15 protein-coding genes are annotated in these 23996 nt (G+C 56.5%); 13 read left to right on the forward strand and 2 right to left on the reverse strand.

Annotation, left to right across the window (positions count from 1 at the left end; all coding sequences use genetic code 11):
• The first annotated feature begins 13 nt into the window (after nucleotides 1-13).
• The 6 genes from OSO_RS0125515 (at nucleotide 14) to OSO_RS0125545 (ending at nucleotide 10951) form a co-directional block, all read left to right on the forward strand.
• The gene (locus OSO_RS0125515; RefSeq protein WP_010585884.1) at nucleotides 14-1924 is read left to right on the forward strand and encodes an acyl-CoA dehydrogenase family protein; all 1911 of its coding nucleotides are present in this window, start codon (nucleotides 14-16) and stop codon (nucleotides 1922-1924) included.
• Nucleotides 1925-2458: 534 nt separating this feature from the next.
• Complete coding sequence (locus tag OSO_RS0125520) at nucleotides 2459-5545, forward strand: PVC-type heme-binding CxxCH protein (RefSeq protein WP_010585885.1); 3087 nt, start codon at nucleotides 2459-2461, stop codon at nucleotides 5543-5545.
• Nucleotides 5546-5608: 63 nt separating this feature from the next.
• Entirely contained in the window at nucleotides 5609-8128 is a 2520-nt protein-coding gene (locus OSO_RS0125525; protein ID WP_010585886.1) for a DUF1549 and DUF1553 domain-containing protein, read from the forward strand.
• A 375-nt stretch (nucleotides 8129-8503) separates the two neighbouring features.
• The gene (locus OSO_RS0125535) at nucleotides 8504-9127 is read left to right on the forward strand and encodes a peptidylprolyl isomerase (protein ID WP_010585887.1); all 624 of its coding nucleotides are present in this window, start codon (nucleotides 8504-8506) and stop codon (nucleotides 9125-9127) included.
• A gap of 61 nt (nucleotides 9128-9188) precedes the next feature.
• Nucleotides 9189-9626 (forward strand): GNAT family N-acetyltransferase, encoded by a 438-nt coding sequence (locus OSO_RS0125540; protein ID WP_010585888.1) that lies wholly within the window; start codon nucleotides 9189-9191, stop codon nucleotides 9624-9626.
• A 5-nt stretch (nucleotides 9627-9631) separates the two neighbouring features.
• On the forward strand, nucleotides 9632-10951 hold the full coding sequence (locus OSO_RS0125545; protein ID WP_010585889.1) for a class I SAM-dependent methyltransferase: 1320 nt from the start codon (nucleotides 9632-9634) through the stop codon (nucleotides 10949-10951).
• Nucleotides 10952-11098: 147 nt separating this feature from the next.
• On the opposite strand, the gene OSO_RS0125550 is transcribed toward OSO_RS0125545, so the two are convergent.
• Complete coding sequence (locus OSO_RS0125550) at nucleotides 11099-11443, reverse strand: hypothetical protein (protein WP_010585890.1); 345 nt, start codon at nucleotides 11441-11443, stop codon at nucleotides 11099-11101.
• Nucleotides 11444-11936: 493 nt separating this feature from the next.
• Here OSO_RS0125550 and OSO_RS0125560 point away from each other — a divergent pair, with 493 nt between their 5' ends.
• Entirely contained in the window at nucleotides 11937-12341 is a 405-nt protein-coding gene (locus tag OSO_RS0125560) for an iron-sulfur cluster assembly scaffold protein (protein ID WP_010585892.1), read from the forward strand.
• Nucleotides 12342-12495: 154 nt separating this feature from the next.
• Here the strand turns inward: OSO_RS0125560 and OSO_RS0125565 are convergent, their stop codons facing one another.
• Nucleotides 12496-14202 (reverse strand): alpha-keto acid decarboxylase family protein, encoded by a 1707-nt coding sequence (locus OSO_RS0125565; protein ID WP_010585893.1) that lies wholly within the window; start codon nucleotides 14200-14202, stop codon nucleotides 12496-12498.
• Between the two features lie 226 nt (nucleotides 14203-14428).
• Here OSO_RS0125565 and OSO_RS0125570 point away from each other — a divergent pair, with 226 nt between their 5' ends.
• The 6 genes from OSO_RS0125570 to OSO_RS0125600 all read left to right on the forward strand — a co-directional run bounded on the left by OSO_RS0125570 (nucleotide 14429) and on the right by OSO_RS0125600 (nucleotide 23834).
• Complete coding sequence (locus OSO_RS0125570; protein ID WP_010585894.1) at nucleotides 14429-15232, forward strand: BtpA/SgcQ family protein; 804 nt, start codon at nucleotides 14429-14431, stop codon at nucleotides 15230-15232.
• Between the two features lie 109 nt (nucleotides 15233-15341).
• Complete coding sequence (locus OSO_RS45100) at nucleotides 15342-17639, forward strand: hybrid sensor histidine kinase/response regulator (protein ID WP_010585895.1); 2298 nt, start codon at nucleotides 15342-15344, stop codon at nucleotides 17637-17639.
• 134 nt (nucleotides 17640-17773) lie between these two features.
• Complete coding sequence (gene ypfJ / locus OSO_RS0125585) at nucleotides 17774-18643, forward strand: KPN_02809 family neutral zinc metallopeptidase (RefSeq protein WP_010585896.1); 870 nt, start codon at nucleotides 17774-17776, stop codon at nucleotides 18641-18643.
• Nucleotides 18644-18881: 238 nt separating this feature from the next.
• On the forward strand, nucleotides 18882-19979 hold the full coding sequence (locus OSO_RS45105; RefSeq protein ID WP_010585897.1) for an SgcJ/EcaC family oxidoreductase: 1098 nt from the start codon (nucleotides 18882-18884) through the stop codon (nucleotides 19977-19979).
• A gap of 91 nt (nucleotides 19980-20070) precedes the next feature.
• A complete protein-coding gene (locus OSO_RS52325) occupies nucleotides 20071-22275 on the forward strand; it encodes a tetratricopeptide repeat protein (RefSeq protein WP_261340394.1) in 2205 nt (734 codons plus the stop codon).
• Between the two features lie 410 nt (nucleotides 22276-22685).
• Nucleotides 22686-23834, forward strand: coding sequence for a sensor histidine kinase (locus OSO_RS0125600; RefSeq protein WP_010585900.1), 1149 nt, complete (start codon nucleotides 22686-22688; stop codon nucleotides 23832-23834).
• Nucleotides 23835-23996 lie beyond the last annotated feature (162 nt).

A 23996-nucleotide genomic window follows, 5' to 3' on the forward strand; every position in this document is an offset into this window, starting at 1 on the left:
GGAGGAACGAATCGTGACTCAGACAGCCGACGAAACCAAAACGACATCATTCGCGGAAACGGCGCTCAAGCTGAGCGGTAAGAGTGATGACGAATCACGCCGCACCGGCGCGATCGATCAGGCGGACGACGACGTCGAAACGCTGTTTGCCCGCAACTACCAGACATCCGCCAGTCCCGCCCACAGGGCCGTCTGGGATGACGCAAGCGTACCGGTCGAACTATTCAACCTGGCGCCACAACCCGTTCCGCCCGCCACAGCAAAGGTTATGGAGGATTCGATCAAGGTCGTTCAGCGATTGAAAGAAACGGGACAGCTCTATGGCCCAGACGGCAAGCTCACCTCCAGCGTCTTGAACGACCTGGCCTCAGTCGGCTATTGGGGATTACTCGTCGAACCGAAGTATGGGGGAACGGGTGCACCATTCTCGGCGTTCGCACCATTCCTCACGCGGATGTCGCTGGTCGATGCAACCGTCGCAGGGCTGGCCAGCGTTCACGGCTGCATCGGTGCCGTCGATCCCGTTCGACAATTCGGCACCCCCGAGCAGAAAGAGCGATTCTTGCCCGAGTTCGCCAGTGGACGCCGACTATCGGCATTTGCGCTGACCGAACCGTGTGCCGGCTCGGATCTGACCGCACTTCGTACCACCGCAGTTCTGCAAGGCGATCAATACATCGTCAATGGCGAAAAGTTGTTCATCACGAACGCCATTCCCGGCCGAACGATCGGCCTGGTCTGCCTGATCGAAGGCAAACCGGCCGTACTGATTGTGGATCTGCCCGAGACAGAGACGGACGAATTTCAGTTGCGACCGTATGGACTGCATGCGCTTAAGCACACGCACAATATGGGACTGATTTTCCGTAACTTCCGTGTACCGCAAGAAAATTTATTGACGCCCGCCAAGGGTGACGGATTGACCATTGCCTATCACGGGCTGAATTTGGGCCGAACCGCGGTTTGCGCTTCGGCAGCAGGCAATATGCGAACGATGCTGGCTGGAATGCTGCCGTGGGCGAACTATCGTTCGACGTACGGCGCGAAGATTTCAACTCGCGAACTGGTCCTGCGCCGTATCGGACGAATGGCCGGATTGATCGTGGCCGCCGATGCTCTGACCCAGTGGTGTTCGTCCTTGATCGATCAGGGATACCGAGGCGAGATGGAATGCATCGTCGCAAAGATTTTTGGCAGCGAATCCCAAAAGGAGGCGGCCATCGAACTCTTCATGAAAACCCACGGAGGCCGCTCGTTCCTACACGGACACCTGTTCGGTGACAACATTCATGATTTCCTCGCTCCCTGCATTTACGAAGGGGAAGGGGAAATGCTGGGGATGGCCTTCTTCAAATCTTTGATCAAGCAACATGGCGTCGAGTTCTTCGAACCAATCGGAAAAACGCTGTATCAGAGCGGGATCAAGAAACCGAATCTCGCCAATCCCGCTCATCTGTGGCTGCTGCGGGAACCGATGGCGAAGTACACACGCTGGCTGATTGGAAAGAAGCTACGCGGCCGCCCATCGCCGCAGTGGCCCGCCATGCCGGAGAAACTGCGTCAGCACGCCGAGTTTGCCACAAACGCGCTCAGCCGTGGCGCACTCGAGATCAGTGGCGTCATGCGCAAATACCAGTTGGGCCTGGCGGATCGTCAATGCCGCATGGCCGAGGTTTCCGCTCGCATCCAAACCGCATTAATCATGCTCTGCACCAGCCTGTACGCGGCTCGCCAAACCGATGAATTGGTACGAACCGCAGGCGACTGCATCTGCCAGGACTTCGCCCGCTCACTGACTGGAAAACGCCCGACTGATCGCGAGTTCCGCGCGATGACAAAACTGGGAGAAGGCATCCGTGACGGCGGCTTCACAGCCATTGCCGGCGTCCACGCTGCCGAGATTCTGATGAAGTACGAACAATAGCTCCTCGTCACGACAAACGCTCGGGATCATGCCCCCCCGATTCGGATGCTTTCCCCCCGCATTCCAAACTCCCGTTACTCCCCTCATTACCAAGCCGCCACGCTTGGTAACGCCTCTTACGATCGTAGGCACTTCCCAAACAAAACCGTGACATTACCAGCGGGCCCAAGGTCCAGCCATTCCCCAGCCCAAAGGGGACCATAGGGAATCGACGGGCTGAGTCAAATGCCTCCAAGCTCCCATAAGGCCCGTCACGCCGACCATTCCCCGGAACCGTGCACGCCTCCCCTCGTTCGCAAACGCGGAGCCTGAATCACGAAGGAACCAGAATACGACGCGGTGCCGTTGTCTGACGTACATCTGACGTCAGACGTCGCCAGAGAAAGCAAATCACGATCAACTTTTCGATCGTGCGGTCTGCGGATCGGAAATTCCTACTCGGGCAATCCCCTTCGCGTGGTGGGATTGCTCGCCGATTCGGCATATCATGTGATCAAGCTTTAAAATTGGTCATCCTTGAAAGAGCCATGCGACATGATTCGTAATCGAAATGACAGGAAATGGAGCAACCTCGCGTTGTTCTGCCCGATCCCCCGCACTGTGGATCGCGGCGTCAAACCGATTCGATCGACGATTGTTCCGCAGTTCGTGCTGGGATTGGTGATCGCTTCGATCGTCGCCTGCGTTGCCGGAGCCGAAGAACCCAAGGTCAGTAGGGGCCCGCTGTCGACCGATGACGCCCTGAAAAGCTTCGTCCTTGCATCGCCCGAATTAAAAATTGAACTGGCCGCGGGCGAACCCGAAGTCGTGGCTCCCGTTGCGATCGCATTCGATACAGACGGTTCGATGTGGGTCGTCGAAATGCGAGATTATCCCTACGGCCCCAAACCTGGCAGCAACGAAAAACCAAAATCGCGAATCAAGCGGCTGTACGACCATAATCACGACGGCCGGTTCGAGACCGCCACCGTCTTCGCCGACGAACTGCTGTTCGCGACGGGCCTGGTCCCGTGGAAGGATGGCGTGATCGTCACGCTTGCGGGGGAGATTGCATTTTTCGCCGACCGCAACGATGACGGCAAAGCCGATTTCAAAGAGACCTGGTTTCAAGGATTCAGTCAGGAAAACTCGCAACTTCGCGCCAATCACCCGACCTTTGGCACGGATGGCTTCATCTATGTTGCGAACGGCCTGCGGGGCGGAACAATCGTTCCCGTCAAAGAAGAATGGCGGCAAAAAGGACAACCTTTGCCCCTGGCCGGTTTCGATTTCCGGTTCAACCCTGTGACGGGTGAATACGGCGCCGTATCGGGCCATGGTCAGTTCGGGCTCTGTTTTGACGACTATGGAAATCGATTCGTTTGCTCCAACCGCAATCCTGTTCAGCATGTCGTGCTGGAAGACCACTACGCGAAACGCAATCCGTTCTTCGCGATCAAATCGACGATTCAGGACGTCGCCGCGTTCGCAGAACATTCGAAACTGCACCCGATCAGCGAAACCTGGACGACATCAACGCTTCACGCGAATCAATTCACGGCCGCCTGTGGTGTGACGATCTATCGTGGCGACGGACTGCCACCCGAAAATAAGGGCAACGCCTTTACATGCGATCCAACTGGAAACCTGGTCCATCGCGAAACCCTGGTCCCGCAGGGCGCCACGTTCGTGAGCCATCCTTCAGACGGTGAACAAGAATTTCTGGCCAGCACCGATACCTGGTTCCGTCCCGTTAATTTGGCGCACGGTCCCGATGGGGCGCTTTATGTCATCGATATGTATCGTGCGGTGATCGAGCATCCCGACTGGATGCCGCCGGAACTGAGAAATCGAAAAGACCTGAATGATGGCAGTGACCGCGGCCGGATCTGGCGAATCAAATCCGATGAATCGATCCTGCCCCAGGAGCGCCCCGATCCACCACTGGTCAAGCTCACGACGCCGTTGCTCGTTCAATTGCTCGAACACCGAAACTCGTGGCACCGCGAGACAGCTTTTCGCCTGTTACTTGAACGCAATCGCGATGAAGTCCTTGATGCACTGAAAGTCAACTGGAAGCAGAATCGCCTGACGCGCAGCCGCCTGCCAGTGCTTTGGATGATTCGTCTACTTGATCCTCGACTGACCCCCGCGGTACTCGCCTGGTCCGAGACGGACAATCGCGATCCTCGTGTGCGCGAACAAGTGATTTCCGTCATCGGCGAGAACCTGGACGAACTTCTGCCGGATGTTGTCGTCAGCCTCGCAGGCGAAGAGGCCGACGAACGAACTCGGTTCCGTCTTGCACTCGCATTGAGCGGTCGAAGCGTGGATGTCGCAAAGGAACGTAAGGCGATCGTCCGATTGCTTGATCGGGGTGTCGACGATCCCTGGCTGCGAGTCGCCGTAGGAACAATGACGTCCAATCCTCCCGAGGCACTGCTGACAGACTTGATTGAACATTGGGGAAAACTCCCCAAGACTCTGCCAGGTGGCAGCGAATTGACCGAACAGCTTAGCGAAATCGCGGGAGCTCAAATTGAACCCAAAGTTGGTCGGCAACTGCTGTCGCAATTGCTTGCATTCACGCCCACGGGTTGGGGTGACGGTGCGCTCGATCTCGCAGCGGCGGGGATCCGCGGCCTCGGATTGGGAATGGCACGTCGTGGTTCATCATTTGCCGCGATCCGTGCAGAACTCGACACGCGCGAACGCAATCTGTTCGGTGGGCTAATGCAGTCACTTCGGCAACGTGCGGCAGATCCTCAAACCCCCGTACCGCGTCGCTTGGCCGCCATCCGAACTCTGGTTTACGATGATAGTCCCGCCGTCGTCCCACAACTTCTCGATCTCAGTTTTTCCGGAAGCGACATCGTCATTCGACTGGCGTCGCTGGATGCACTGGGTTCGATCAACGATCCGAGCATTGCCCCCAAAGTCCTCGAAGCGTTCGATGCTCAGACTCCCCAGCTACGCCGCGCCATGCTCGACCTGTTGCTGGCCCAGGAAAGCCATGTGGCAGCCTTGCTGACCGCGCTCGAACAAGACCAACTGAAAGTCTCCGAAGTCGATCCCGTCCGCCAGACGCGTCTGACGAAGCACCGCAACAAAGAGCTCAGTGCCCGCGCAGAAAAACTGTTCGCTTCGGCGATTGCGCCCGATCGTGCCGCCGTACTCACGAAATACCAGCCATCAATCGAAGCAAAAGGCAATGCCGCCAATGGCCGTGCGATCTTCGAAAAGAATTGCGTCACATGCCATCGTGTCGCAAACCTGGGTGTCAATGTCGGACCGGACATCGGCGATACCCGCGACAAGACGCCCGCGTACTTGCTGACGAACATTCTCGATCCGAATCGAGCCGTCGACGCAAACTACTTCGGTTTCACCCTGGTGACGAACCAGGGTAAGACGTACACAGGACTTGTGAAATCTGAAACGGCTGTTTCAATCACGATGCGGATGCCAGAAGGAAAAGAAGAAACAATCCTGAGATCGGATATCGACGAGCTAAAATCCAGTGGGCAGTCACTGATGCCGGTCGGCTTTGAGAAAACGATCTCCGCCGAGCAAATGGCAGACCTGATCTCGTTCCTCAAGAACTGGCGTTACCTGGATGGTTCTATCCCATTGCAGGAATAGGCCACAACCGCTTTTATCGATGCCCTCGCTCAGAGCATATCTCCTCATTGGTAGGATCGACGGATGAACCTTTGGCGCGGAATCACTTGCTTGACCGTCGGCAGCCTGTTCGACACTCTTTCCGCAACCATCGTCGTCTCGTTCCGCGAGATGACAGCTCTGGTGGTCTGCGGCGGCCTGTTGTGCACGCATTCTGCCAAGGCAGCGGATTCGATCGTGATCCTGCCGGCTGAAATTCGACTGACCGGACGCGAGGCGTTTCAAACGGTACTGGTTGAGATGGCCGACGGTCCACTTGCCGTTGCTCCCGTTCGCCAGGGTTTGGAATGGAGTTCCGCAAATGAGCAAATCGCCCGAGTGATCGATGGTCGCGTCGTTCCCGTCGCGAATGGTTCCACGACAGTGAAGGTCGTCGTCAACGGCGAATCTGCCGTGGCAAACGTCGTCGTCGACAAGATGGACGATGTCTATCACTGGAACTTTCGCAATCAAGTGCAGTCCGTGCTGTCGAAGACAGGTTGCAACAGTGGCGCCTGTCACGGAGCCGCTGCAGGCAAAAACGGATTCAAGCTTTCGCTGCGTGGGTACGATCCAGAAGGGGACTACTTTGCGATCACGCGACAGTCGCGCGGCCGACGTGTCGTTGCCACCGATCCGGGGCGCAGTCTGATTCTTACCAAACCGACTGCAGCGATCCCACATAAAGGGGGCCTGCGATTCGCCGAGAACTCGTCCGAGTATCAGGTCATTGCCCAGTGGATTGCTCAGGGGCAACAGGCTCCCAAAAGTGATGATCCGCGAATCAATCGACTCGAGATCCTTCCGGAAGCATCACGCCTGAAAGTGGGAACTGAGCAGGCGATGATCGTCCGCGCTCATTTTAGTGACGGACACATCGAAGATGTAACGCGCTGGGCCAAGTATACTTCGACCAATCACGCGGTCTGCTCGGTCGACGACCAAGGACTCGTCAAAGTTGTGGGCGGCGGCGAGGGTGCGATCGTCGCGTGGTATCTGGCCCAGAATACGACGGCAACAATCACGATTCCGTACACGCAACCTGTCGCGCCCGACACATTCACCTCGGCGGAGCGTGCGAACTTCATCGACGATCTGGTCCTGGAAAAGCTCGCAGCGCTCAACATGCCTCCGTCTCCGCGATCTGACGACAGCGAATTCCTGCGGCGAGTCTACCTCGACACAATCGGCTTATTACCGACCGTCGACGAGGTCAAAACGTTTTTGAGTGATTCAGATCCTCTGAAGCGGGTTCATCTAATCGATTCGCTGCTCGCGCGGCCTGAATTCGTCGACTATTGGGCGTATCAATGGTCCGATGTGTTACTGCTCACCGGTGACCGTCTCAGACCCGATGCCATCAAAGCGTACTACAAATGGATTCGCGATCGCGTGGCCGAGAATGTTTCGTGGGCCGAATTCGCACGCGGGATCATCCTGGCAAAGGGCAGCACGCTCGAAAATGGTGCGGCCAATTTCTACGCACTTCATCAAGATCCGCAGGATATGGTGGAAACGACATCCATGGCGTTCATGGGAATGTCGATCCAGTGTGCTCATTGCCACGACCACCCAAATGAAAAATGGACGAATGACGACTATTACGGCATGGTTAGCCTGTTCGCACGAGTCCGCGGAAAAGGGTGGGGCGGCGACTCGCGCAGTGGCGATGGCAACCGGACGATTTTCCTTGCCGACGAGGGTGAAGTCCTGCAGCCGCGAACCGGACGCCCGCGAGCCCCCAAGCCGTTGGATGCCGCGGAAATTTCGTTCGATGACTCGCACGACCGGCGCGAGACTCTCGCCAACTGGTTGACCTCCCCACAAAATCCGTACTTCGCCAAAGCGATCGTCAATCGAGTCTGGGCCAACTTCATGGGACGCGGACTCGTGGAAGCGGTTGACGATCTCCGGTTGACCAATCCCGCCAGCAACGAAAAACTGCTTTGTCGTCTGTCGGAAGAATTTGTTCGCAATCAATACGACTTGAAAAGCTTGATGCGAAGCATTCTGCAGTCGGAAACATATCAGCGGTCACACGCCACATTGCCCGAGAATCAGTCCGATCAACGGTTCTTGTCTCACAGCCAGCCACGTCGCATGAAAGCGGAAGTCCTGCTCGATGCGATCTCGCAGGTGACCGGCGTCGCGACGGCCTTCAAGGACCAACCCGCAAATACCAGAGCCATCCAACTGCCGGACGCCAATGTTGCGTCCTATTTCCTGGATACGTTTGGCCGCCCCGAACGCGTCTTGACGTGCACCTGTGAACGCTCAGATGAACCCAGCATGACTCAGGTCCTACATCTGACGAACGGCAAAACAATTCAGGAAAAGTTGGAGTCATCCGAAGGACGAGTCAGCACGCTCATCCAATCCGAAGCCTCGACCGAAGATGTCATCGAAATACTCTACCTCGCCGCGTTCGCCCGGTATCCCCACGACGACGAGCGCCAGCGATTGAAGAAACTGTTTGCGGAAGTACCCGCCGAAGAACGACGCTCCGTCACGGAAGACCTGTTCTGGAGCGTCCTCACATCGAAAGAGTTCCTGTTTCAGCACTAAACCGGCGCGTGTCGCTTCGCGATTGCGAACAGGCCCCAAACTCGTGCACTCGTCGAGATTCAGCGATTCAGGATGCCGACAACCTGCAACGAGAAAATCGCGTCGCCACCTGGATCAGCGACGAAATCGACGAGCCGAAACCACTGGAAAAGTCCCTTCAATGTGTCCCCTCCGCGGGCTAGAATCTCGGCTCGAATTCAAGGTTCTTCGTGTTGCTGACGTCTCGTTGGGATCAAATTGCGATCAGCAAACGTAGGGATCCAGATCCCATTCCGGAATCGAATACGTGAGTGCGCGATTCCGGTACCGACGTGACATTGATTCGGACGTCACGTCGATGTCGTTGTGAAGGATAGTCTGTTTCAGGAGGAAAAGATGAGAACTCGAAACCTCTCCGTGCTTGTCGCATGTGGAATTGTGATCATCGGCGGACTGAATTTGATTGGGCAGGACAAACCAAAGTCGAAGAAAGCCCCCGCCAAATTCCAGGCAAAGTTTGAAACGACGGCTGGTGATTTCGTGATCGAAGTGCAGCGTGAATGGGCGCCGATCGGGGCCGATCGGTTCTACTATCTGGTCAACAACGGCTTATACGACGGATGCAAGTTTTTCCGAATTGTTCCCGACTTCATGGTTCAATTTGGCATCAATGGTGACCCGAACATCTCCGCACAATGGCAGAAAGCGAACCTGAAAGATGACCCCTTGATGAAGTCGAACAAACGTGGATTCGTGACATTTGCAAAAGCGGGGCTTCCCAATTCCCGTACGACACAGATTTTTATCAATTACAAAGACAATTCGGCCGTTCTTGATCGATCCGGCTTCGCTCCTTTCGGCCAGGTCGTCAAGGGAATGGACGTCGTCGACATGATCAATGGCGAATACGGTGAAAAGCCCGATCAACTTCAGGTGCAGGCAATCGGAAACAAGTATCTCGAAGCCGAATTCCCCAATCTGGATGGAATTATCAAAGCAACCATCATCGATCCCCGTTAACCCTCCCACAGTTTGATCGCATTCTTTTCGGCCCCGAGCCCACCTTTCATAATTGATCGCCATGTCGAAGAATCATCCGCCCGAGTTTTCTTTTCACGTCAGACCAACGACAATCAATGACGTTGAAGCGCTGGGACAATTCATTGAACCGTTCGTGGCGCAGGGACGGTTGCTGCCACGAACACGCGATGAGCTCGAAGATTTGACCGAACATGGATTCGCTGCGTTCGCGGACGGTCGAATCGTGGGGTTTGCCGCACTCGAGATTTACTCTGCCAAACTCGCCGAGCTTCGCAGTCTGGCGGTTTCATCAGAATTCCAAGGGCATGGCGTCGGGAAAGCACTCGTAAAAGCCTGCGTCGATCGAGCCAAAGAACGCCAGGTGTTCGAAGTGATGGCGATCACTTCCTCGGATGAATTTTTCCAACGTTGTGGATTCGATTTCACCTTGCCCGGCGAGAAAAAAGCCGTGTTCCTGCAAACCAGAGAGACCTACTAAACAGTATGCCGCGACCGAAACCGTCATCACCGTCGAAGAAACCCGCCGCCACGCCGTCAAACGATCGGACACGCACGAAAGCGAGCGCGCCAGAAAAGTCGAACGATCCACCGGCCAAAACCGCGAAGCCCGCCAAACGAACCGCCGAATCGCTTACTTCACTGCTGGCGGGGTCACTGCGCGAACGAACATTCCTGCGGCTCGTCCTCAGCCAACCGCTCTCAAAGTCGGATGGTGCGGCAACCAAGGCCTCGGCACGCCTTGTCGAAGTCAGCGGCGAAACCAAGTACCAATGGGTCGTCCGCAAGCACTCCAAGGAAATTCACAAGAACCTGACCGCTGATGAACTCGTTGTTCAGGCGCGAACCGAGTTCGGTTCGAACTTCGGCGATGCTCATTTGTTCACAACCGAGGCCGATCTGACGGTCCGCTGGAACTATGGCAAGCCGCAAAGGATTAAGCGCAAGCCCCCCACGCAACGACCAACAGAGGGCGCTGATCACAACCGCCAAAAGCAGTACCTGATCCCCGCGGGTGTGCCGTGTGCATTCCTGATCGAAATCGGAGTGATGCTGCCCAGCGGCCAGGTGCGCCCGTCGATGTATCACAAGTTCCGCCAGATCAATCGCTATCTCGAATTCGTCGAAGACGTACTGCCACAATTGCCTGCGAAAGGACCGATCCACGTCGTCGACTTCGGTTGCGGCAAAAGCTATCTGACATTTGCTCTGCATCACTTGCTGACAAAAATTCATGGACGCGCGGTGCGTATTGTCGGCCTGGATGTCAAAGCCGACGTGATCGAAGATTGCACACGAATCGCAACGACACTGGGCTGCGAGGGCCTGCATTTCGAGATTGGCCGGATTGAAAAGTTTACGCCCGAGTCACATGTCCATCTGTCCGTTTCACTGCATGCCTGTGACACCGCGACCGACGACGCGCTGGCCGCCGCGCTCAAATGGAAATCCGAGGTGATTCTGGCCGTTCCGTGCTGTCAGCACGAGGTTTGCCAAGTCCTGGAACGGGTGACGCTACCTGCGTTTACCACACATGGAATTCTGAAAGAGCGATTCGCATCATTGGCGACCGATGCGTTGCGTGCACAGTTCCTGGACCTTCACGGTTATCGGACACAAGTACTGGAATTCATCGAGACGGAACACACGCCGAAAAACCTGCTGCTGCGCGCCGTGCGACGCACCGATCAATCGGCCGCGGACCAGTCGTCCAAACGCGAGACATATGATCAGTTCAAACAACTCCTCGGCCTTGCCACGTGGCATCTTGAACGAGTGTTTATGAACGAGAGCCCCGAAGCCTAGTCGCAACGAATCAATGCAGTGCCAAACAGAAAGCCACCCGAAGGACGTCCCTCGGGTGGCTTTTTCATTCGATCGTATTGTGAAACGGCGTCGTCTAGTGAACCTTGTCAGGCTGTGCCACTCGGCAGGACAGCGTGGCTGCTGTCACTAGGCGACTGCGTGCGCTTCCCACGAGAACAAGGATTCTTGCAGAGTGACGATGGTCACCATGTCTTTTTTGGCGCTCGATTCCGACAATTCGTATCCGCTGGAGACCAGTTGCTTCGCGTGATCTGATTCTTTCACCAACATGCCATCATCGGGGATCGCCCGCCACCAGTGCAGGTGGGGCCAATCACGTTGCACTGCCGTCAGACAGGTCATCAAAGTGCGTCCTCCGGCACCGGGCTTAAAGCCTGCCCGTGTCGCGATCTCCGTGAACGTCGCCAACTTATCCAGTCGTTTCAACTCCCACAGCGCTTCCGCAACACCTTCAGCTCGAACGGATGCCACAATCATCTCCTCTACAATGGCTGACCTGACGTCGAATTCAGTCCGAATGTTCGCGATCCTATCGCAATTCGATCAAACGTCGGCAGCACGCCCATGAACCCAAACAAAGCGAGTGCGTCCCGGTCGGGACAGATACTTCGCACTACAATGTCCATTGATTTGAACTCTAAGGTACCCGAATCCAGAAGGGCGAACAACCCTTGATTTTCTGCCAGCCAAGCGGTCGTTTGTTTTGTGAAGAAGTCCAAAATGTGTGCTTGACAGGACCAGAAATCGAACGCAGCGCCAGCCGTCTTCGAAGCGATAATGCCTCCCGCGAGATCTCGTTGCCCGCGCGACTTCACCGATGTCATTCCCGTTCCGCACCTTGGAATCAATGGCCTGACGACCTAAGATAAGGGAACGTGGGCGATGCGTTTCGAACGTCATGGCCTGCTGAAAATCGCCTAGCGCCCGACAATCGCGTCTGCGCCTCTTTTTCTGGAACCTGACAGTGACGGACGAGCTTTACGACGACCACATTCTTGATCATTTTGAATCGCCTTATCACAAGGGACATCTGGACTGTCCCACATGCAGTCATTCGGATCGAAATCCGATCTGTGGCGATCAGGTGACGATTGAGCTCTCAATTGATGATCAAAAAACGGTGAAAGAAGCTTTCTTCAATGGGAAAGGCTGCGCCATCAGTCAGGCGGCGGCATCAATTCTGTGCGAAACGATCGAAGGTAAATCTCTGGATGAACTGCGAGAATTCCAAGCGCAGGATATGCTCGATCTACTCAAGGTCCGCTTAACGGCCAGTCGCCAGAAGTGCGGCCTGCTTGGCTTCAAGGTCTTGAAGACCATGCTCTATTCCCTCGACCAGGAAAACGCGGCAGTCACCTCGCCGAAGTGACCACCGCAACATTCAGCATCCAATACCATCACGGTACCCAATTCACTTCTTCGATTTCTCCGCGTCTCCCTTGACGCCAATGCGGCGGCAAAATTTGCCCCCTGTCCGTTTGGGCTCTGTCGCCTTCCAACGGACATGCAGGTTCCGATCCCCCTTAAAGCCGCTGCGACAATCCTTCTGCCAACCGCTTAAGCGCCTGACTGATGTCATCTGGTTCGAGGTGAACATTTAGAATACTGAAGGCGTCCTGGTTGGCGATCGCGGCGTTCAGCGCCTGATCGAGTTCGCCCTCCGTATGCACCTCAAACCCCCAACCGCCACCTAGCAAATCCGGCATGCGGTGATAGTTCCAGTTCAGAATGTCATTGAACGGCCCATCTTGCAAGAACCGCTCGGTCGTATACCCCTTATTATTCAACACGATCACAATGGGGTTGAAGCCATGCCGAACAGCCGTCGACAGTTCCATGCACGTCATCTGGAAAGCTCCATCGCCGACCAGCACAATCGGCCGACGATCGGGTGCCGCCACACTGACACCAATCGAAGCCGGTACGGCAAACCCCATCGAAGTGTAATACGCCGGGCTCAGGAACTCGGTCTTCTTGTAAATGGTCAGATCCGCAGCCCCAAACAGGCAGTCGCCGACATCGGCAACAACGACCATCGTCTCATCCAGCAAATCGTTGATGCGGGCAAACAGACGCGCATTCGTGACCTTGTCGTCAGGACGCAAGACAAACTTCGCGTCCGCTCCCTTCGGACGGGCCAGCATCGGCCGCTTCGCCACTTTCAAGTCGAGCTTTCCCAGACCTTTCACGAAATCGGTGATCAGGATGTCATGGAAGTGATGGTGCGAAATCCGCATGTGCTCAGACGTCGCATCGATACATTTTCGAGGATCAAGATTCGCCGTGAAAATGCCCATGTCGATATCGGTCAGAAACGCCCCTAGCATGATCAGGCAATCGCTGTCCTCAACGTAACGCCGCAGGCTGTCTCGACACATTGCGCCTTCATAGATCCCAAGGTAAAGAGGATGCTTTTCACTGACGACTGATTTGCCAAGCAGCGTCGCACACATCGGAATCGAGTTCTTTTCCGCCAGTTTGACGACGTCATCCGCCAGGCTGAACCGGTGCATTTCCACCCCGGCGATAATCACCGGTTTCTTCGCGGCATTGATCACATCGCGGGCTTCCGCCAGCGCTTCGTTCAGCGAGTCTTTATCGCTCGTAAACGATTCGGTCTTGGCCACATGCGGATACGGACACTTGGTGTGAACTCGATCCCGCGGCAGTTCGAGATAGACGGGACGACGGAATCGGACCGCCGCCTCCAGACAACGGTCGATCTCTCGGAATGCCGTCAAAGGATCTTCGAGAGCCGCACTGGCCACAGTGATCTTTTCAAACACTTCACGCTGTGTGTTGAAGTCGCGAACACGATGATGCAGCAATGGGTTTGCACGCCGCTCGTCCATCCCCGGTGCACCGCTGATCACGATCACGGGCGATTTTTCCGCAAACGCCCCGGCGATCGAATTGCACAGACTGAGCCCCCCGACACAGTACGTCACGCAAACCGCTCCCAGCCCATGGATCCGGGCATAGCCGTCGGCCGCATACCCGGCGCAATCTTCACGAGTGCAGCCGACGACTTTGATCGGACTTTCTTCCAGCATGCCATAGAATTGGAGAACGAAGTCACCCGGGATTCCGAAAATGTCGGTCAAACCATAATCCTGCAGCCGCTGAATCAGGTAGCTGCCGATCGTCAACTCAGATTTCACCGAAGTCGCGATTTTTGCTGTCGACGTTTTGCCGTTCACTGCCTTCAATGTCGTGGATTTGCGAGCCATGTTGTTCCCTCAACGGAGTTTTTTGAGTTCCGAGGTCGCCACGTGAATGCATTTTATCCGAGCCGCTGCAGATTGTTTTCAGCGTTACAAGAAAGCTGGGATCGGCCACCCAGCACTTCGCCTGTACACTTGTAGTGGGGGACTGAAATCACACTCAAGTTTTCACGCCGAAGTATTGATCCGATTGCCCAAGTCCGCAAGCCCCTTTCCAACGAGACCGCAACCGATGCTCCACCCCGAATGGAATCCACAGGACTGCCCCCTGATCGGAATGTTACACGCGCCGCCACTGCCCGGATCATCGGATTTTCAAGGCGACTTTGCCGCCATCCGACACTCCATTCTACGCGACGCGGAAACCTTACTGGAGGGCGGTGTTGACGGGCTGATGCTCGAGAACTTCGGCGACTCGCCGTTCTATCCTGGTCGCGTTCCCGCGATCACTGTCGCGGCCATGACCTCGCTGGCGAGCGACCTGATGTGGCGATTCGATGTTCCCCTGGGAATCAATGTCTTACGGAATGACGGCCTGAGTGCACTCGCGGTGGCCGTCGCCTCGGGAGCCTCTTTTATTCGTGTCAATGTCCTATGTGGGACCCGCGTGGCAGATCAGGGTCTTCTTCACGGCATTGCGCATGACCTGTTGCGAGACCGGGCGAACCTGCGCGCCGGCTCCGTCAAGATCTGGGCCGATGTGGACGTCAAGCACTCTGCGGCACTCGCACAGCGACCGCTTCGAGACGAAGTTCGCGATCTGATCGAACGCGGAAAATGTGATGCGTTGATTGTCTCGGGCACGGCAACAGGGCAACCGATCGAAGAAATGACTTTGCGTGATGTCAAGCTGGCCGCCGGTTCCACTCCCGTCCTCGTCGGCAGCGGTGTGACCGTTGACGGCGTTCCGCGGCTCAAATCGATCGCGGACGGATTGATTGTGGGAACCAGCCTGAAGCAAGACGGAATCGCCACAAATCCGGTGGAACTCGATCGTGTGAGACAGTTGGTCGAAGCCATTCGTACGCCTCGATGATTCCCGCGTCCAAGATGGCGGTCGAAAGCCGAGTCCTCTACCATCAGAGTTCCCCCCTGTTGAAATCAGCAGTGCGTCGTCATCGGTTCGACGCCGCGGAAACTCACCAATGTGGCCACCACGACGTAAGACCAACTTGACAGCCATTTGCCTGGTCGGGTGCGTTCTGCTCGTTATGACTCAATGGAGCCTTCCCGACTCATTCAGTGGCATGCTGACATCATTGCTCTTTCTGGGCATGATCTTCGTCGCGAGCGTCATTGGTGGCTGGAAAGGGGGCGTTGTTGCGACGACCTGCGGCCTGCTGTGTGCGCTGTTCCTGTTTTCACCGCCTTACATTGTTCGAGCCGCAACCAAACCCATCGAATTGTTTCGACTTTCGTCTTTTGTCTTCCTCGGCGCCGGACTGAGTGCCATTGGAGAACTTCTACAGCGTGCCTGGCGTCGCATCGAAGAACGACAGCGTCTGCTCGAAGATGAGGTTCAGGCGCGTCGACGTGCCCAGTTGGCAGAACGGGCACGGGCCGATGAACTGATGACGACGCTCGCGAGCATTGGCGATGGAGTCATCCGCACCGACAGGGAAGGGCGAGTCACATTCCTTAATCCTGTCGCCGAAAAGCTGGTCGGTTGGCAATCCCCCCAGGCCGCGGGACGACCACTGTCTGAGGTCTTTCACATCGTCCACGAGACCACCCGTCAACCAGTACCGAATCCAGCCCTGCAGTCACTTGCCGATGGTGACATTACTGCATTGGCAAATCACACCCTTTTGATCTCGCGCGACGGTACCGAACGCCCCATCGATGATTCCGCCGCCCCCATCCGCGACGCAACGGGAAACATCATCGGCAGTGTCCTGATTTTCCGCGACGTCACCGAACGGCAGCGAGGGCATGCCGCGGTGCTGGAGAATGAACGCCGCTATCGTGCCATCGGCGAATCGATTGACTACGGCGTCTGGGTCTGCGATGCCACTGGACGCAACACGTATATCAGCGAGTCATTTCTCCGCCTCGTCGGTTTGACGCAGGAAGAATATTCTCACGACGGACCAGGTACCATTCTGCACCCTGACGATGCCGACACAATGATCGCCGCATGGCAGGAATGCGTTCGGTACGGACATCGTTGGGATCGTGAGCTCCGCGTCAAAGGCGTCGACGGCAAGTGGCACTCCGTTCTTTCGCGCGGCGTCCCAGTGCGAAACGAACAAGGTGAACTGACGTCGTGGGTCGGGATTAATCTGGATATCAGCCGCTTGAAACAGGTTGAAGCGGAACTCCGTGATGCCGATCGTCGGAAAGATGAGTTTCTGGCAACACTCGCTCACGAACTGCGCAATCCGCTGGCTCCGATCGCCAATTCACTGCAGATTCTCAAGATACCGTCGATCGAAGCCGAAACGACACAACAGACGCTCGAGGTGATGGAACGTCAGACCCAACATCTCGTGCGGCTTGTAGACGATCTGCTGGATGTCTCGCGCGTGATGCGAGGCAAGATTGAGCTTCGCCTGGAACGTGTCGAACTGGCCACGATCGTCACCCGTGCTATCGAAACGGCCAAGCCCCTGATCGACGCTCAACATCATCACTTGGAAACCTCACTCCCGTCAGAATCGTTGCCCCTGTCTGCGGACCCCGTGCGATTGACGCAAGTAATCGGCAATCTTCTGACCAACTCGGCGAAGTACTCTGCACCAAACGGAACGATTCGGGTAAGTGCCAGGAGGGAAGGGGAGCAGGCCGTGCTCAGCGTCGTCGACAACGGTATCGGCATCGCCTCGGACATGTTGCCACAGATTTTCGAGTTGTTCGTCCAGGCCGATCAAAGTTCAACTAAAGCCCAGGGTGGTTTGGGGATCGGTTTGACCCTGGTCAAAAATCTGGTCGAGCTTCACGGTGGGTCGGTCGAAGCCCATAGCGCGGGACTTGCTCAAGGCAGCGAGTTCGTGGTCCGCCTCCCCCTGCCCCTCGGCCCGCCTGAAAATAGCCAGGCCACCGAACCGAAATTCACGCCGCAAGTCCTGGGTGCCTCAGGACACAAATTGCTTGTTATCGATGACAATAAAGATGCCGCCCGCAGTCTCGCCATGCTCTTGCAGTTCAAGGGACACGAAGTGCGCGTCGCCTATAGTGGTGCCGAGGCTCTCGAATTGGTGCAGTCGTACACTCCCGATCTGGTGCTGCTTGATCTGGGAATGCCTGGTATGGACGGATACGAAGTCTCGCGCCGCCTGCGAATGGTTCCAGAATTGAAAAACACTCTTTTGGTCGCGCTGACCGGTTGGGGCCAGGCAGAAGACCGCCGCCGCACCGCCGACGCGGGCTTCCACCATCACCTCGTCAAACCGCCCGAGCCCGGTGTTTTGGATCGACTGCTCGCCGACCTGAGAAACCGGTGATGGCAGACCTTTTCCGCTCGACGTTCAACAGGTTCCAGCGTGCGCGGGATGGACAGGTCCCTCACGTAGAGCGCATGATCTTTCCGACGATCCATCTCTGACACTATTCACCGCTATCGGAAGGGCGCTCAACAATGAAATGGGAAGGTGGCCGCGAAAGCGACAATCTGGAAGATCGACGAAAGATGGCCCCCAAAACCATGGCCATTGGGGGAGGCGGTCTGATCATCCTGATCATCGGTCTGCTTTTGGGATTCGATCCGAACCAGATCCAAAAACTCCTGAACAATCAGCAGCAAGGGGGGGCCCCCGGTAACGTCGCCGTCGACGAAACCGAATCGCCTGAAGAGGCACGCAGCCGCAAATTCGCCGCCACGATTCTGGGCTACACCGAAGATGTCTGGGGCGAGCTCTTTCGCAAGGCCGGTGAACAATACGAACCGCCGCGAATGGTGCTGTTCTCGCGCCAGGTCGAGACCCGCTGCGGCGTCGCACCGTCCGCCGTCGGTCCCTTCTATTGTCCCGCCGATCGAACGGTTTACCTTGATCCCACGTTTTTTGCAGAACTCAGTGATCGCCTGGGTGGCTCGGCAGCCGAATTCTCTCAGGCGTATGTCATTACGCACGAGGTGGGCCATCATGTTCAAAACCTGCTCGGCTATAGCCGGATTGTCGACGAAAAACGACAAACGTCATCAAAAACAGAAGCGAATCGATGGTCCGTACGGCTTGAGCTTCAGGCCGACTACCTGGCGGGTGTCTGGGCACACTACGGACAGCAGAAGTTTCGTTTTATCGAAAATGGAGACATCGAATCGGCCATTCAATCGGCGAATGCCATCGGCGACGACCGCCTGCAGAAACAAGCAACCGGTTTCACCTCACCTGAAAAATATACGCATGGAACGTCCGCCCAGCGCGTCAAATGGTTCCGTCGTGGCTTTGAAACAGGCGACCTTAACAAACTCAAAGAGCTCTTCGAACTGGATGACAACGACCTTTAGCAGAACGTTGTCCCAGGCTAGACCGTCATCACAGGCGACTTTGTAGGTGACCGCTCTCCATTTCGAAGGCGTCACGAAATCGACCGCGTGCAGTGACAAGAACGATTCGTGAGACACGCACTTTCAATATTACAAGATGTTCGCCTTCACCGTTCGGCACCGATATAATCCGCCGAAATGCAAGTCGAACGCTGTCACTCTCTCTGCACGTTCAATTCATTTCCGAGTAAGGTCTGCCATGCGTTTTAAATCCGGGATCGTTGCCGCTGCGATCGGTGCCGCACTGTTCTGCGGCATTCTCGTCCATGCCCAGAATGGCGAGAAACCGTCGAATAACGTCAAAAATACGCCAACTGTAGGAAAGAAACCGACGACACCCGTTCCTCAACCCGGTGCTGCTCAAACGAAGAAGCCCGACGATGCAGGCAACAAGAAAAACGCCCCCCTCAATCCTGCCACGACAAAACCCACACCCCAATCGGCAGACCCGGATTCCGCAGAAGCGCTGGACGAGAAGTCCATTCGCACCAGCGCCGAAGCTTTCGCGAAGTTCTACAACGAACATGATGCAAAAGGACTCGCGACGCTGTTCGCCACAAAGGCCGAAATGATCGACGAAGACGCACAGGTGGTACGGGGACGCGATGCGATCGAACAGGCCTTTGCCAGTGTTTTCGAAGCAAACCCTGAATCGTCGATGCAGGTCGAGATCGAATCCATTCGTGTTCTCACCCCCAGCTTAGCCATTGAAGAAGGTGTGACTCGATCGTACACCTCGCCAAACGATCCCGAATCGGTGACCGGGTACGTCGCGATTCACGTCAAGACTGACGGAAAGTGGCAACTGGGCTGCGTCCGCGATTGGGACTCGGACGCTCCCGAACTGACGCCCCATCACCACCTGCAGGAACTCGCCTGGCTTGTCGGCGAATGGATCGAAGAAAGCGACACGACGATCGTCCATAACGTTTGCAACTGGCACGACAATGACAACTTTCTGATGCAGGAATTCCAAGTCCAGGTCGAAGGCGAAATCGCCATGTCAGGCACCATGCGCATTGGCTGGGATGCCGTCAGAAAACAATTCAAATCGTGGGTCTTCGATTCGCACGGTGGTCATGCCGAAGGCCTGTGGCTGAGCAACGGCGACGAATGGATCGTGACATCGCAAGGTGCCACCGCCAAGGGCGAAACCGCCTCGGCCATGATTGTCTACCGCCTGATCGATGAAGACACCGTCGGCTGGCGATCGTATGACCGGGTGATCAATGGTGAGCGTCAGGAGGATATCGACGAAATCGTTGTCAAACGCCGCCCACCCCATCCCGCGGAATAGACGAAACGACCGGCTTCGTCCGCTTCCCAATTGAATCAATTCTCCTTCGCACACATTGCACGCCCATACACGATCTCTGAAGGATACTGCGATGAAGACAATCAACTGGCTCTCCGTTCTGCTTGTCTCAACGCTTTTCTGCCTGCCTGGAGACGTTATGGCGCGAGGTTTCGGTGGCCGCGCAGCTGGTGGGGGTGGCGGTGGGGGACGAGCTGGCGCCGGCGGGGGTGGCGGTGCCCGGCCGAGTTTCGGAGGCGGCGGGGGAGCTCGACCCAACTTTGGTGGTGGTGGTGGTGGTGGCGGAGGAGCACGTCCAAACCTCGGAGGTGGACCAGGCGCTGGAGGCGGTGCACGTCCGAATTTTGGGGGCGGTGCCGGAGTCGGCGGAGGGGCACGTCCGAATTTTGGGGGCGGTGCCGGGGTCGGCGGAGGAGCACGTCCGAACCTCGGAGGTGGACCAGGCGCTGGAGGCGGGCCCCGCCCGAATTTTGGAGGTGCTTCGGGGGGCGGCGGAGGGGGACGCCCTAATCTCGGAAACATCCCCAACCACAGCCCCTCATTCAGCCATCCGATCGGCGGCGGTTCCTCGCGTCCCAACTTCGGAGGTGGCAATGCAGGCATCGGCAATCGGCCACAAATCGGTGGGGGCAATCGTCCTTCGGTACTACCCGGAGGCATCGCCTCGCGCCCCGGTGCGGGCGGCGGCGGTGAACAGTTTCGACCGGGAACGGGAATCCGACCCGGTGGCGGCGGTGGAGGAGAACAATTGCGACCCGGAGGCGGAAACAGACCTGGTGGCGGCGGGGGCGGCCAACAGAATCGGCCAGGATGGGCGAACCGACCTGGAGCAGGCGGAGGGGGCGAACAGTTTCGTCCAGGAAATGGCATCCGCCCTGGGGCTGGGGGCAATCGTCCCAATTTCGGCAACAACAATAACTTTGGCCACATCGGCAACAACAATAACAACTTCAATAACATCAACATTCATCAAAACAACTTTAACCACGCGACGACTCGCCCCTACTACAACAACTGGCAACATGGAAACTGGAACGGAAATTGGAACCGTCCAGGCGGCGGATACTGGAACGGCTGGGCGCACGGCTACGGCCACGGTTACATGAACCGTGGCTGGGGCGGATACTGGAACGGCGGATACGGTGGCTATTGGGGTCGCCCCTGGTATGCCAGTCCCGTCGCCTGGGGATTGGGCGCCTGGACGCTGGGCTCGATCATGTACAGCTCAGGTTACGCCTCATACAGCAATCCCTACTATGTCGGCGGGGGCAGTTCTAGCGCTTACTATGACTATTCCCAACCGATCACCGTGATCAATCAGCCAGCGGATTCAAGCCTTTTGGCAACCGCAACTCCGGTCGATGCCGGAACCACCGTCGCCGATACGACGGTCGCCGACACCACCGCAGCGGCTCCTTCCCCAGAAGTGCAGGAAGGAACGTCGCACATGGATCTTGCTCGCGAGGCCTTCAAAAATGGCAACTATGCCGACGCAGCCACCGAGATCGATCTCGCGATCAAGGCGCTGCCAAAAGATGCCGCGCTGCACGAATTTCGTGCGTTGGTTTTCTTTGCGACCAAGGATTACAAGCAGGCGGCGGGCACGCTCTACGCCGTGCTGTCGGCCGGTCCAGGCTGGGATTGGACGACGCTCAGTGGCATGTACTCCAACGTCGCAACGTATACAGACCAGCTTCGAACTCTCGAACAGTTCGTCAAAGACAACTCCAGTTCGGCCGATGCGCGATTTGTTCTCGCCTATCATTATCTGACCTGTGGCTACTCCGATTCGGCCAGAAAACAGTACCAAGAGGTCGTCAAACTCCAACCGGCTGACCAGCTTTCAGCTCAACTTCTGAAGCTCCTCGGCGGTGACCCTGCTGCGGAAACTGGCACGACCGAAGCGGCTGCCACACCGACGCCGCAGCCACCGGACCCCAAGACATCCCCCGAAACGGCAACGCCATCAGAAGAAGAGCCTCACCCCCCTCTGGACATCGACGCCACGAAGATTGTCGGCAACTGGAACGCCCAGCGTCCTGATGGCACGACATTCACACTCGATCTGACGTCCGATTCCAAGTTCACCTGGGGCTTCTCGCAAGGAACGAAGAAGCAGGAATTTGGCGGCAAGTATTCCGTCGACGGAGCGATCCTTGTCCTCGAACGCAGCGACGGGCAGCAGATGCCCGGCCTCGTCACATTGGCCGACAACGGCTTCAATTTCAAACTCTACGGAGGTCCACCGGACGACACAGGACTCGACTTCAAAAAATAACAAACGACAAACGGCACGTTGAACGCCACAGGGCAAATCAACGTGCTGTTTTGTTTGCCTGTGCTTCATCGTCATGATCAAGACAAATGACACACAGCCGTTCTATCTCAGTCCACCGGCGCGTCTTCCTCTCTGTTGCTTCGTGGTGACAATTCGTCAAGGATTTAGAATTTCACCACAGAGACTCGAAGGGCCCAGTTTTTGATCGCCGCATTTCCTTGCAGAAAGTGCCCGTAGAGCCTCCCCTCCAGCCGCTTCTACAATCACGCAGATCGGCCCCCAGCCATTCGGTAGTGGACACGGACGGTAGCGATGTCGGTCTTGCACTCCCGCATTCCGCCAACGAGAATTCTGTACGCTCGCAACTGCTCTTTCAGGCCTCGGCAAACCCAGTTTGATAAAGAGGCATAATGACGACGAACCTGTTCAGCCTTCTGGCAACGCTCATCCAACAACAACGCCCTGCGTTGCTCGAACGGTGGCGACGTCAAATGCGACGACTTCCCTCCGCGGGCCCCCTCGATCTCCAGGCTCTCAACGATCACATTCCGATGCTTCTCGACGAATTCGTCGCAACCCTTCGAACACGTGCCGACCAGACGAATCCGGAAGAGTTGCCCAAGGGAAGTTCGCCTGCACACGGCCTCCAACGACTCCAGGACGATTTTGACATCGAAGAAGTCGTTGCGGAATACAATATCCTGCGTGCGTGCATCCATGATGTCGCCGACGAAAATGGCATCAGTCTGCAAGGACAGCCGTTCCACTTAATGAACGGGTTCTTCGACCATGCCATCGGTTGTGCGCTTCAAGCGTATGCGACGCGACGATCACACGAAGAACAACAACGACGCAACGAGTACCTCTCGTTTGTGACGCACGATTTGCGCACGCCGCTGAACGCGATTTCCCTTGCCGGGAAGGTTCTTGAAATGACCATTCCCAAAGACTCGTCCAGCGTCGAGTCGATTCAGATGCTGACCTCGCTGCGCCGCAACGTTGAGCACCTCGAAAAGTTGATCGGCAAAGTTCTCGAGGAAAATGCCCACCTCGAGTCGAGCAGCGGAATTAAAGTCGAGCGGCGGGAATTCGACTTGTGGCCGCTCGTCGAATCGCTCATTCACGATCTTCGCCCCATGTCGGATACGTCAGGTACGAAGCTCACCAATCAGGTCCCGCCAAATCTGGTCGTTTATGCCGACGCGAGCCTCTTACATCGCGTCTTTCAGAATTTGCTGGCCAACGCAATCAAATACGCGCCACAAGGTGAGGTCATTGTCATAGCACGTGAACAGCCCCAGGAAGAGACCGTCGAATGCCAGATCAGCGACAATGGGTCGGGGATCCCCGTCGAGACACTCGACCAGGTTTTCGACAAAGGCGTGTCCGATCCTGACAATGAAGAAGGACTCGGATTGGGGCTGGCCATCGTCAAAACATTTATCGAAGCGCACGATGGAAGCGTCACGGTCGAAAGCCAACACGGGACAGGCACCATTTTTCGCTTCTCGTTGCCAAACCGTACGAACACACGCCCGTCGACTTCGCCTTCTACCTGATCCGGTCAGCCGTCGCGAGACGAAGCACCCTCAAGGCTCTCTGCGACCGGTGATCATCAATTGAGGGTTCACACGGGACGTGCAGGAAATGTCGGGGCCCAAAATACGGATCGGGGGCCAACGCTGGACAAGCGAATCACTGGAGGCCCCTGGGTTTCGGCA

The organism is Schlesneria paludicola DSM 18645, assembly GCF_000255655.1.
GTDB classification, from domain to species: domain Bacteria; phylum Planctomycetota; class Planctomycetia; order Planctomycetales; family Planctomycetaceae; genus Schlesneria; species Schlesneria paludicola.